Below are 12653 nucleotides of genomic sequence, written 5' to 3'. Positions count from 1 at the left end.
GTTGCATCATATCGATGCAACCGCCACGTTTGGCTTTATCTGTTCAATAGATTTTTTAGTTTTCTGCCACAGCAACCACTGCGTCTTCCTCTTCCTCATCTGTCTTATTGATAAGGCGGTTAAGCATGGGAACCGTCAGTGCCATGACAACGGTGACGCCAAGCGTCACCAGGCCGATCTGCGTGAATACCTGGCTATAGACCGGCAGCGTCTGCAGCGGATCGACGATGTCCTTCGATACCGTGGTCAACGTCGCAAGCTCACCGCCCAGGATAGCCGAGATAGCCGTCGTCAGGAACCAGGCACCCATCAGGAAGCCGATGAGCTTCTGCGGAACGAGCTTGGAAATCATCGAGAGCCCGAGGCCACTGATGAAGAGCTCGCCAATCGAAGACAGGAAATAGGAACCGACCAGCCACCAAGCCGATACGATACCATCGCTGCTCGCAAAGTTAGCCGAGAAGCCGACGACAAGGAACGAGCCAGCCGTCAGGAACATGCCGAGCGCAAACTTCGCCGGCATCGAAAGATCTTTGCCCTCGCTGCCGAAGTGCGAGTAAGCCCAAGCCAGCACCGGGCTTGCAATCATGATCCAGAACGGATTGAGCGTCTGGAATACCTCAGCATTCGGGATGGCAATGCCGAGGATCGAATGCTCGACATTCTTGATGGCGAAGAAGTTCAGCGACGTCGGCATCTGCTGATAGAGCGTGAAGAACACGATGGCCTCGACAATCAGGATCATAGCCGCAATCATCCGGCTGCGCTCAGCGCCCTTCGCCTGGATGATCATCTTGAAGAACACACCATAGACCAAGAGACCAATGATCAGCAGCAGCCAATGTGCCACCGAAAGATGCGAGAGCATCCAGCTCGAGAACAGCGTCATGGCAGCGACGCCGGCAATCGTCAGAGCGAGCTTCTTGTAAGACAGCGGCTCAGCACCAGCCGGAGAATCGATGCCGCGCACCAGATAACGGAAACCGATGAAGCCGCCGATGGCCATCACCAGCCCCATCGCACAGACCATGAAACCCAGCGAAAGCCCATACTGCGAGCCGATGATTGGTACGAGCAGCATCGAGACAAAGGAACCGATGTTGACGGCCATATAGTACATCGTGAAGGCACTGTCGAGGTCCTGCTCATCGCCCTCATAGAGCTTCGAGAGCAGCGACGACGGATTGGCCTTGAAGATACCATTACCACAGGCAATCGCACCCAGCGCGAGGAATACAAGCGTCTTATCCTCCCCCGCCATTGCCATCAGCGCATAGCCGAGCATCAGCACCACAGCACCCAGCGTAATCGTCCGCTGCGTACCGAGCACCTTATCGCCGATATAGCCGCCAATCGAAACATAACCATAGACCATGGCGCTGAACGCACCGAAGACAACAAACGACTCTGCATCTTCCATACCGAGGCTCTTGACAAAGAAGCCAGCCAGCACAGCCTGCAAGCCATAAAAACCGAAACGTTCCCAGAACTCAAGGAAGAACAGCATGTTGAATGCTTTCTTGCGGTTCACTGGATGTGATTCAACCATAATCAAGTCTCCTAACTTTTTTTCGCCAGCAGATCGTCAAAATCCATTGGCCGTTTACTTGTATAATACCAGGGGACATTATAGCATAAATATAAGCATAGTCAAATAGTCCCAATATGTAAAAACTGTTACACTGCTCAACTCCTTGCCTATACTTCTATATTTAAAGCACAAACGTCTTTTGTATATACTATAAAAGGACATATGTCCTGAAAATAATCTGTTTTACATTTATTTTACCCTGCTAAAATAACACATAAAAAAAGTAGATTTCGTAATCTTGTACTGTTTCGCCGACAAACAGGTAAAATGTCCACAAAATATATACAAAGCCAGCCCTCGCCGGCTGGCAGCTCCAGGCAAATTGACATGCGGCTGATATTTGTTACAATAAATTAGGAACAAAGATAAGAGAAAGGACTCAGTCTATGCTTTATATCATTACCAAACTCGTTACCGAAGGCGACAAGAAGGCCTTCTCCATCCTTGGCGCTGTCGATGACAAGAAAAAAGCCGCAGCCATTGCCGCCGAGGCCTACAAGAACTACAACAAAGCCGCTTCCTTCCAGAATGTCGAGATGATCACCGAGTGGCTGGCCACGCGCCTTTCACACTCCTTCCGCCTCGACAAGGATCACCGCTTGCAGCTTGCCATCACAGAGCTCGACGGTGAAACGCTGCCCGAAGACAAGCAGCTGGTCTTCAGTGCTGCCGCCGAGGAAGAGGAACTCATGCGCCGCGTCAGCCAGGCCCTGTTCGAGGGCAAGCACACCGCTGAACGCGGCCAAACCACCACCTCCTGCCCTATCGAATAAACATTCCAAAGCCAGGACAATCCTATAAGGAAGAAACAAGAAACCGCTGACAGAAAACTGTCAGCGGTTTCTTCGCAATCAATCGCAATTTTTGTGTGGATGCATCAGCACTACGCCGTTTGCCCCTAAGATGCGTATCCGCAGATCTGCCAGAATTGTTGCTCCCGCAACAAGCACATCGTGTCCTAAAAGCCATCCCCGTTGGGGAAGGCTGCCGATTTGCACCTGCTAACCGGCAGCCTTTACTTTCTCCCCTAGACAGGCAACAAAAAAGCGCCGCTTGCGCGACGCTGTCATTTCAGGTGGTGGGCAGGGATGGATTCGAACCATCGTAATCCGAAGATGACAGATTTACAGTCTGTTCCCTTTAACCACTCGGGCACCTACCCACAATGGTGACCCAGGAGGGACTCGAACCCCCGACCCTTTGATTCGTAGTCAAATACTCTAATCCAGCTGAGCTACTGAGTCATAACATTGGTTATAAAAAATATTGAGTTGGAAATTGGTGGGCCCACTTGGACTCGAACCAAGGACCGACCGGTTATGAGCCGGTTGCTCTAACCAACTGAGCTATAGGCCCATTGTATATAGAAGCTTTTCAGCCACTAAGCAAAAATGGAGCGGAAAACGAGGCTCGAACTCGCGACCCCCACCTTGGCAAGGTGGTGCTCTACCACTGAGCTATTTCCGCAATATGGAGCGGAAAACGAGGCTCGAACTCGCGACCCCCACCTTGGCAAGGTGGTGCTCTACCACTGAGCTATTTCCGCATTTTGTCACCGCTTGACTCAGATGTTTTTCTGTGTCTCGCTGACTGACAAAATCTATTATAGCCATCTCCGCTTACTATGTCAACACTTTTTTTCAAAAAAACGAAAAAAAAGCTAAAAAATCATTTTTCCCCTGCCAGCTGCCATGCCGACAGGATAGCTTCTGCCCGCTGGCGCACCCGTGCCAACAGTTCCTCACGCTGTGACTGCAGCGATGCACCGGCCTGCATGCCGGCCTCAGGCTCAATCCCCGAAAGCGCCAGCTCTGCCGTCAAACGGGCAAAGGCCTGCTCCGGCTCCCGATACCACCGGCTGCCGCGCACATGCAGGAATTTCCAGCCCAGCCGCTCAAGCACAGCCTGCTGGCAGCGCTCTTCGGCAGCCTGCTGCAGGCTGCTGACCCAATGCTCGCCATCACAATCAATAGCTACCTTGTGCCCCTGACAGATCACCACCATATCGATAGCATAGGCACCAACCGCAAAATTCTTCTCGACATGGTAGCCAGCCTGCGACAAGGCGCGGAACACCGCTGTCTCCAGCGAGGTTTCCTCGCCTGCGGTGATGCTCTGCTGATCACTGGCAGGGCTTGCCGCATACTCGAGCAAGCCACGGCGGATATCGCCGGCCTTGAGGTCGTCGATGCCCATCGAGTGGAACAGCCACAGCTGGTCACGCGCCCGGCTCACAGCAACATTATACCGCTTGCCCGTCACACCATTATGTCCTTCCGAGAGCAGCCGCAGCGCTCCCTCATCTGCCGGACTGTCGACAAAGGACAAGAACACGACATCGCGCTCATCGCCCTGGAAACGCGCGGGATTGCCACAGAGGAACTGCCGCTCCTCCAGCACGCCGATGCCGAGCCGCTGGACGGCCAGCTCACGGATGACCTTGGCCTGCTCATCGCCGAGCAGTGAGATAGCACCAAAGGTCTTGCCCGCATACTCAGGCTGCTCAAGGCAGGCCGCAAGCACAGCCGTGATTTCCTCAGCCTCGCGCAGGTTGCGCTTGTGCGCGCCATCACGCAGCCCCTCCGTCTGCCAATCCACCATCGGCATCAGCACACTGGTCCCGGTCTCGCGCAAGGGACGGATGCGGCCATCATAGGCCAGCTGGTTGCAGTAGCCGATGATTTCTGGCACGCAGCGGAAATGCTCGGTGAGCATCCGCGCCTCGAAATTCATCTGCGCGATATCATAGAGCGAGGTATCCATCGTATAGAGCGAATCATGCTTGATGACACCGCTTATCGAAGCCGTCTGCAAACGCTGGATATCCTCAGCAGCCACACCGACGGCCGACGGGCTGACCTGCCGGTCATCACCGACGATGATGACCTTCTTGCCGAAATACAAAAGGGGCAGCGCCGTGATATCGGCCTGGCTCGCCTCATCGATCAGGATGATGTCAAACTTCTGGCTTTCCGGGCGCAGATTCTGCCAGACGCGGGAAAGCGGCATGATCCAAGCCGGCACTGCTGCCTGCGCCTCCAGCATGCACTGGCGCGCTTCGCGGATATGGCACGCAGCATAGCGCCCCTTGCCGCGGCCGATCTTGGCCACGGCCTTGCTCCAGCCAATCAGGCTCGACTGCAAGTTGCTGCCAGCCACATCCTTTAGCAGATGATACCAAGAGCGCTTCTCTGCCAGCTCCGTGGTCGTCTGATGCAGGCGCGCGGTAAGCGCTTGAATCTCCTGCTCGAGCTGTTGTTCATCCTCCTGGGGCAGCAGCTCGAGCTGCTGCTCGAACTGCGCGTAGAGCCAGGCCTCGCCGATATTCTCCGGCACCTCAGTGCCAGCGAAGCCCTCCTGCTGCCCGCGGATGGCATCTGCCCAGACCGGTGCAACCGCAGCCAGACGCTGCAGCAATGCCTGACGCTGGCGATACCGCTCCTGCAGCGCATCATCAGCGGCCAGCTGCTCATAGGCCTCCTGATAGAGCCCGGCATCTCCGGCCACCAGGGCCTGCTCGAAGCGGCGGGCAACCACGCCGTCGGCAGCCGCCACTGCCGCTCGTGTTGCAGCGAGCTTATCCGCCATCGGTGCCTTGCTGTGCGTGAGCAGCAGTAATCGCTGCCAGCGCGGGAAATCCTGCTCCAGCCATGAAAGCTCACGCTCCAGCCGCTGATGCGGCGTCAGGTAGCCTTCCTCGCCATAGACAGTCTCGACATTGACACCAGCCCGGCGCCAATGCAGCATGATATCGTTCCAGACCCGCGGGTACCAGTCAAGCAGTTCCTCGATTTCCTGCCAGCGCGCACTCGTGAGATCGTCGATATCATCCTCATTCTGCGCGAGCTCCTCATAGGAGATCATGCCAAAGGGCACCAGAAGCTGCGTCCATTCACGGCGCACGACCTCGCGCGCCTGATGCAGCGCCACATACTGCATCGCCAGCTGGCAGTCCCCGCGGCTCGAAAGCGGCTTGCCATCGATGCAGAACCCCTTCTGCACCCTTGTCCACTCGCTATGGCGCAAGCGGTTCCAAAGAGACAGATGACCGTCAGCATCAAAAGCCTCCGCCAGCTCAGAAAGCAGCTGGATAAGCTCCGGCCCCAGCGGCATGTCGAGGGTATAGGCAAACTCCCGCCCAAAGAAACGCGTCATCGACTGCTGCTTGAGCTGCTGCACCTTGCGGATATCGCGTCCCAGCATCTCCCAGACCTCACGGTGGGCACCGCCCTGCTGTCCAGCCAGCACTGCCTCGCGGGCCCAATCCTGGCGCAGGCGCGCAAAATCCACCCGTTCATACAGACGGCCCGTCTCGGCAAGCACTTCCCGTGACAATTCCTCTGCCACAGGCTGTCCCTTGCGCAGGATACGGCCAGTATCCGTCACCACGGTTTCCGGCAAGGCTGCCAGCAGTCCTGCCTGTTCCTGCTGGCGCTGAAGGGCTGCGGCCAGCGCCTCCCCTGCCTCGGCCGGTGTCAGCAGCTGGCTGCGGTCCGGCAAGCGCTCGCTGAGCTCGGCGAGGCGCTCGGCATCGAAATACGCATTCGATGCGTAAAGCTCCGCCAGCTCGCCCTCCGACAAGGGCAGCGGTTCCCCTGCCTGTATCGCCCCCGGGATCCTGCCTGCAAGGTCTGCATGGTCATGCAAGAAGGCTGCCATGCGCGACAGTGACCAAGCCTTGCCAGCGAGCATGAAATAATCACGGCGCGCCTCCATGCGCTGGATATTCTCCAGCCGCGTCCGCTGCGCAGCCAACTCTGTCAGCAGCTTATGGCGCTCAGCCGCCAGCTTTTCCGCCTCGGCCTGCATCTCCTCCGCGGAGCTGCGCGACAGTCGGTCACAGATACCGCTGACAGACCGCTCCATATCCTTGCGCGAATCCTCCAGCAGCGTCACGCAGAGATCCTGTATGCCTGCGGGCAGTTTGTCCTTGAGCACGGTCAAGGCCTTGGAAGTCGCGCTCGTCACCAGCACATGCTGCCCCTGCGACAGGAAATGGCCGAGCAGATTCGCTATCGTATGCGTCTTGCCTGTTCCCGGCGGCCCCTGTACGACCACCGCCGGTGCCGTCTCGATCTTGCGCGCTATTGCCAGCTGTTCCGCATTGGCCTGCTTTGTCAGCAGGATATCTTCCGCTTCGCCGCGGATATCCTCCAAACTCACACTGAGCGGCTCCGACTTGGCCCGCTGATAGCTCGGATCGACAATCTGCATCAATGCCGTCGGCACCTCGCCATGCGTATCGATATAGGCCATCATGCCAGCGATGGCCCGCTCGATGCCTTCATTGCGGCGGCGCAGGAACATCACCTGCCGCGGATACACCAGATACCAATCGGTCGGCAGGATATCGAAGCGGTTCTCCACATAGCGGCAGTTCGGCGTCAGTGCCGGTACAGCCTGCTGCAGGAACTCCGGCAGATCTTTCCGCAGCGGATGGATTTCCGCCTCATCAAGCTCAGCCGTGAAGGCACGGATGCCCTCGGCATCGACACCAGGCATATCCTGGAACATATCGAGATACAGCTCTGTCGGATAGTCCGTATCCACCAGCTGCATGGCCCCGCGTTTGTCGTAATGCAGGCGCACGCGCTTCATGATCATCGGATGATTGATCGAAGAATCCAGCCCGCTGAAAAACATCGCGCCGCCCACCATGAGCTCAAGCTGTTCCGGCTCCTGCCGGCAGCGGTCATAAAGCTCGTAGAGCTGCATGAACAATGCCTGGGTGCGGCTCTTGACCAGCTCACCAGCACGCCAGAGCGTACGGCGGCGCTTCCAGTCCTCAAAGGCCGCAATGCGCACCCCCGAGTCGACGAAGCGCTCGGTGATTTCGCCGAGCCGCGGGTCCTTGCGCATGCGCTCCTCACGGACCTCGATATCTGCGACCTCAAAATTGCGCCAATCGAGCGTGCGTACCCAGCCCACCAGATCGAAGGGCATATCGGGGCAAGCCGAGAATTCCGGTTTCTCGACCTCAAGCAATACGCCCTCGCGGCCTGCTTCATCAGAATCCGTCCAGACATGGATGCGCTTCGGGTCAATCGGCAGCTCATCCAAAAACAGCGACCACTCCTGTTCCTTGATGTTGCGGACCAGTTGCTGCCGCAGACTGCAAACCTGCCGGATATAATCAAATAACTTCAATACCTTTTTCTGGTTATCCATATACTCCTCGAATTCATCCATTCATCCACACAAATCACAACGTTATCCCCAAAATTATCCGCTTATCCACAAGATTGTGGATAAAAATGTGGATAACATCGCTGTTTTCGCTAATATACTGCTTATATTCTACGATTATTTCCGCTTTCCTGCAATATAAAAGCCATTGCACTGCCACCTGATGCCAGTACAATGGCTGATTCCCGAGGTTATGCACATGCCTATGTGGATAACTATGCTGCTTTCTTGATCTGCATCGGCCAGGTTACCGTCTCAGCTCCGTCAGGAGCGATGACCTGCGCATTGTAGGCCAGGCTGTCGCGCGTTGCCGCCTCGACCTCGGCAGGCGTTGACGCCGGATTGCGGCGGGTCTCATAGACCTCATGGGAGGCCTGCTTGATGGCATACGACTGCGCCGTATGGAACTGCAGCTCCACGCGTACGCCCTGCGGGCTCATGAGCTGGGCATTGATGCCCTGATAGAACTTGCCGCCCCAGGCATTGCGGAACTTCGTCACCCGATAGCCCTTAGCAGTCAGCTGCTCGAGTGTCTGAGGCACACGCTCACTGTAATCTGACGGATCAAATACCAGTGTATAGCGCAGCACGTCACTGATGGCGGCTACCGCTGCCGGCAAGGACACATTGTCGCTCTCGGCATCAGCAAGGATCTTGCGGGCTAAGCTGCCGGAATCCTTGAACCGGTTATCAAGGCCCGCAAGCTGCGCACCATCCTGGGCCAGGCTCTGCATCTGCTCCGTTATGGCAGGCTCTGCCTCCCGGGCCTTGGCCAGCAGCTCTGCCGCCAGCACATCGGCCTGACGGCGGCGGCTCTGGCGGCTGCTGCCCTGCTGCCGCTCATCCGCAAGATCGGCCAGCTCGACTACCGCAGCCAGAGATTCATCTTCGGCCAACGGCGAAGCCAGCGCCTGCGTCAGATGGACTGGCGCGAGCACCGCCAGCATCAGCATGACCGAAGCCGTAATCGTCCGCACCGCCCAGCCAGCCTTGAGCAGGTTGCGGGCATCATAGCGCGATAGGTTTATATTTTCCATAAGTCTATTCATATCTTCTACCTCCAAACCACTTTATCCTGGTTTTCTCGGTTTCAACTTACGAATCTGATTATATGATAAGAATCTTGAAAGAATATGATTGACTATGAAAACTAAATGAATCAGTATTTATCGAACCATGCCTGGATGGCTGCCGGTTCCTTTGTCTGCAGCAGTGCCAGCTGCAGCAGGATGCGGGCTTTCTGCGGGTTGAGCCCCTGGCTATAAAGGATATGCGCAGCATCATACGATGCCTCGGCAGTCGTCACATTGCCCGCATAGCCGCGCGTGCTGCGCACCACAACGATGCCCTTGGCCGCTGCCGCCGCCAGCTTTGCCTCCACCTTTTCCGGCAGGCTACCGTTGCCCATGCCCGCATAGATCAGTCCTTCCGCCCCAGCTGCCACAGCCGCCTCTACGAGCAGGCCATCGTCACCGGCATAACCATAAAGGATGCGGACATCTGGCAGCACCTGCACATTTTCGCTGAGCTGCAGGCTCGCCGCCAGATGAGTATAGCTGCTGCGCCGCGTGAATCTGACAACTCCATCATCCACACTGCCGAGCGAACCGCCATTGGGGGACTGGAAGGTCTGCACGGAGGTCGTATGGGACTTCGTGACGTCGTGGGCCCCGTCAATCTGATTGTTCGTGACCACAAGTACCCCCTGATCACGGGCCTCGTCACTTACCGCTACGCGCACGGCATCGAGCAGGTTCAGCGGGCCGTCGGCACTGATAGCCGTCGCCGGACGCATGGCTCCCGTCAGCACGATGGGCTTATCCGTGCAGGCCAACAGGCTCAGCAGATAGGCCGTCTCTTCCATCGTATCCGTGCCATGTGTGATGACGATGCCATCCACACCCTCAAAGGCCAGCAGCTCATTGCAGCGGCGTGCAAGCTTGAGCTGCACCGCCTGCGTCATGTCCTTGCTGTCGATGGCTGCGATCTGCTCACCAGACACCTCTGCGATCTTGCGGATTTCCGGCACCGCAGCCAGCAAAGTCTCGATGCCGATGGCCCCGGCCTGGTAGCCCGTCGTTGCCGTATCCGATTCGGCACTGCCAGCAATCGTCCCGCCTGTCGCCAGTACATAGATCTTCTTCACGTTCATTCCTCCCCGCCGTCAATCACATGCTCGATAATCCAGGGCATCAGATGCTCTTCAACCGTACAGCCTATGACATCAGCTGCCGCCTTGGTCATTTCATGCGCATTGCCCGAGGCCACGCCAACATCCGCCAGCTGCAGCATCTCATTGTCGTTGAGGAAATCACCGGCCGCAATGATGCGATAGCCCTGCCACTCCGGCAGCTTGCGGATCTCCTCGACCATCGTGCCCTTCGAGACACCAGCCGCCACAAACTCATAGTAGTTGACTTCCGAATAGAAACTATTGCTGAGCACATCGACGCCCATCTGCTTGGCCAGGCGCTCGAGGCGATGCAGCACGGCCGGCTCGTCATTGACAAAGAACTTGAGCCACGGCGTCTTTTCCGTATCGGTAAGCCTGTCCAGCGCACAGTGTTCATACTTATAGTATTCAAACGGCAGCCGCGGATCATCGTATTTTTCCTCACTGATGATATGGCAATTGTCTGCCGTGTAGACCTCGATGCAGGCATGCGGGAACGACTGCTGGCAGGCCGCCGCAAAGCGCGGCCAGATATCCTTCGCATCGCCGGCTGGCAGCGGACGCGTCGCCAGAACTTCCTGCTTCTGCCAGTCATAGAGCATCGAGCCGTTGAAGAAAATGCTCGGTGCATTGATGGGCAGGTCGCCGACATAGCCAGCAGCCGCCTCCGGCGTGCGCCCCGTCGCGATGGCAAACCGGCCGCCACCTGCCACAAAGCGCTGCAGGGCCTCCTTATTCTCCTCTGAAATAACTCCGCCGCGCGGAATCAAAGTACCATCCAAATCACTGATGATCAAGGTATTTTCATAGGCGCTCACGCAAATTCCTCCTCTGCCGATTCACATTTCCTCACTAAAATATAGCACAAAAAACATCAGGCTGACTAGTCAAAAACCTGTCAGCCTGACAATCACTCAGCGTATCTTTTCCTGCTTGCGCAGGCCGTGGCGCGTCCGCCACTGGATCAGGATATGGCGCAAGGCCATGAGGGGATGATGCAGCAGCATACGCGGGCCGCCATAACGCATGATTTCCTGGATGCGCTCCTGCTCCGGCTTGGCATAGCAGTGGATCGGACAGACACTGCAAAAGGTCTTTATCGCCATGCGCGGGCATCTGCTGATGCGCACATCGGTATAGTCGGCCAGCCTCTGGCAATCGGGACAGAGCTCCTGCCCAGGCTCACGCCGATGCCCATGTCCATGACAGTAGAGTTTCATGATTTCCCGTACCGTCTCCCGTTCTTCCCGGCGTTTACGTTCTATATCCATAACCATTCTCCTTTATCTTTCCCTTATTGGTATTGTAGCATAAAGCATTTTATCCACAATACCAACAGGAACTTCTGCCATTTATGTGGATAATTGTGGATAACTCAACGATTTCTTAACAGATTATCCACAAAAATCAGCGTGAATCCACAGCCCACCTGTGGATATCTGCCGGAAACAGAAAAACCTCCCCAATGGGAAGGCTTTTCTGCTGTGTATGTAAGAATTTCCAAAGGAGTCATTTCTTCCGGTAAATGATATCACGGCGGAAGAAATACTCAAACGGCAGGCTCAAGCAGTGCACCAATCGCGTGAAGGGGAACGTGATTGCTAAGACCATCCACAGGAACATGTGGAATTGGAACACCTTGGGCACGCCGTCCATAAGGGATACATCCGGCTGCAGCATGAGCAGTGAACGGAACCAGGGGGAAATGGTCTCGCGATAGTCAAATGCACCCGGTATATTCTGGATCGTCGCCGCTGTTCCTGACACGATAGTCAGCAGCAGGACGAGATACAGCCATTTATCGATGCTGCTCGTATTGACTGCCATGCGGGCACTGCCTGCAAAGCGTCGTTTCAGCAGCATCAGGAAACCGCCAAGGAACAGGATGGCCGCAGGGATACCGCCAGCCAGCGCTATCATGTGGTAGGCATGCTCACCCGTGCCGGCTGCTTCCGTCACAAACTTCGGCACCAATATGCCGACAAAATGACCACCCACGGCCATAAACAAACCACCATGGAACAGATAGCTGCCCCATTTGAGATCCTGCTTCGACAAGAATTCACTGGACTTTGTCGTCCAGCCGCGCTCTCCATAGGCATAGCGGATAATCGTACCGCCCACCATGATTGTCAGCGCAATATAGGGCAATACGCCGTAGATAAAGGTATTCATGCCGTCTCTCCCTCCAATGCATCCGCCTCCGTCAAGATGACGTCAAGCAGAAAAGTATGAGCAAGCTTCGCTTCTGCAAAGCGGCGGCGCAAAAGCTCGATCTTGGCGCGGGCTGCCCCCAGGACACGGCGCGCCTGCACCTCGGAGATTGCAGCTACCAGTTCCAGGATTGCCGGCAGGAAATCCGGCAGCTCCCTGTTCGTATCGAACCCATTGTCAAGGAACAGCTTCTTGAACGCCAGCATCTCCCGCGCCTGCTTGCCAAAGTCCGTGCGGTCATGCATCGTAAGGTAGAGATTCGTATTCGCCGAGAACTCAAAGACACGGACATATTGCTCCTCATATCCACGGCGCCCCAGCAGCTGGATATAGTTGATGGCCTCCAGCAGCACCGTGCGGTTCTGCTGGTTCGCCAGCGCCGCCGCGCCAGCCTGCGCCTCGGGCAAAGCCGTCCACCAGTCTTCGTCCGGGTAGCCAAACAAGTAAGCAACCAGCGACAGGGTTTTCTTGTATTCTGGTTCACGCATA

At 56.4% G+C, this 12653-nt stretch carries 9 protein-coding genes and 5 tRNA genes; 1 reads left to right on the top strand and 13 read right to left on the bottom strand.

Going from position 1 to position 12653, the window contains the following annotated elements:
* Window positions 1-55: 55 nt before the first annotated feature.
* On the bottom strand, window positions 56-1549 hold the full coding sequence (locus FZ041_RS00720) for an oligopeptide:H+ symporter (protein WP_149188200.1): 1494 nt from the start codon (window positions 1547-1549) through the stop codon (window positions 56-58).
* A 428-nt stretch (window positions 1550-1977) separates the two neighbouring features.
* Here FZ041_RS00720 and FZ041_RS00715 point away from each other — a divergent pair, with 428 nt between their 5' ends.
* Window positions 1978-2364, top strand: a complete 387-nt coding sequence (locus FZ041_RS00715; protein WP_149188199.1) for a hypothetical protein — start codon at window positions 1978-1980, stop codon at window positions 2362-2364.
* 303 nt (window positions 2365-2667) lie between these two features.
* Here the strand turns inward: FZ041_RS00715 and FZ041_RS00710 are convergent.
* From FZ041_RS00710 to narJ, 12 genes are all read right to left on the bottom strand, one after another.
* Window positions 2668-2753: transfer RNA gene (locus FZ041_RS00710), tRNA-Tyr, on the bottom strand.
* 4 nt (window positions 2754-2757) lie between these two features.
* A tRNA-Arg gene (locus FZ041_RS00705) sits at window positions 2758-2835 on the bottom strand.
* A 35-nt stretch (window positions 2836-2870) separates the two neighbouring features.
* Window positions 2871-2947 (bottom strand) — tRNA-Ile (locus FZ041_RS00700).
* Window positions 2948-2983: 36 nt separating this feature from the next.
* Window positions 2984-3058: transfer RNA gene (locus FZ041_RS00695), tRNA-Gly, on the bottom strand.
* A 4-nt stretch (window positions 3059-3062) separates the two neighbouring features.
* A tRNA-Gly gene (locus tag FZ041_RS00690) sits at window positions 3063-3137 on the bottom strand.
* Window positions 3138-3259: 122 nt separating this feature from the next.
* On the bottom strand, window positions 3260-7759 hold the full coding sequence (locus FZ041_RS00685) for an AAA domain-containing protein (protein ID WP_187626271.1): 4500 nt from the start codon (window positions 7757-7759) through the stop codon (window positions 3260-3262).
* 233 nt (window positions 7760-7992) lie between these two features.
* A complete protein-coding gene (locus tag FZ041_RS00680; protein WP_149188197.1) occupies window positions 7993-8826 on the bottom strand; it encodes a hypothetical protein in 834 nt (277 codons plus the stop codon).
* A gap of 110 nt (window positions 8827-8936) precedes the next feature.
* Window positions 8937-9923 carry an asparaginase gene (locus tag FZ041_RS00675; protein WP_255449175.1) on the bottom strand — a complete coding sequence of 329 codons (987 nt, stop codon included), beginning with the start codon at window positions 9921-9923 and terminating at the stop codon, window positions 8937-8939.
* Window positions 9924-9925: 2 nt separating this feature from the next.
* Window positions 9926-10768: an HAD-IIB family hydrolase gene (locus FZ041_RS00670; RefSeq protein ID WP_149188195.1), complete on the bottom strand. Its 843-nt coding sequence runs from the start codon at window positions 10766-10768 to the stop codon at window positions 9926-9928.
* 96 nt (window positions 10769-10864) lie between these two features.
* Complete coding sequence (locus tag FZ041_RS00665) at window positions 10865-11221, bottom strand: nitrous oxide-stimulated promoter family protein (protein ID WP_187626270.1); 357 nt, start codon at window positions 11219-11221, stop codon at window positions 10865-10867.
* A gap of 238 nt (window positions 11222-11459) precedes the next feature.
* Window positions 11460-12125 carry a respiratory nitrate reductase subunit gamma gene (gene narI, locus FZ041_RS00660; RefSeq protein WP_149188193.1) on the bottom strand — a complete coding sequence of 222 codons (666 nt, stop codon included), beginning with the start codon at window positions 12123-12125 and terminating at the stop codon, window positions 11460-11462.
* Window positions 12122-12652, bottom strand: a complete 531-nt coding sequence (gene narJ / locus FZ041_RS00655) for a nitrate reductase molybdenum cofactor assembly chaperone (protein WP_149188192.1) — start codon at window positions 12650-12652, stop codon at window positions 12122-12124. The genes narI and narJ overlap by 4 nt, the downstream gene beginning before the upstream one ends.
* Window position 12653: the final 1 nt, after the last annotated feature.

Origin of the sequence: Pseudoselenomonas caprae, from assembly GCF_008271345.1 — a bacterium.
GTDB classification, from domain to species: domain Bacteria; phylum Bacillota; class Negativicutes; order Selenomonadales; family Selenomonadaceae; genus Selenomonas_A; species Selenomonas_A caprae.
This window is presented reverse-complemented; position numbering and strand designations above follow the sequence as displayed.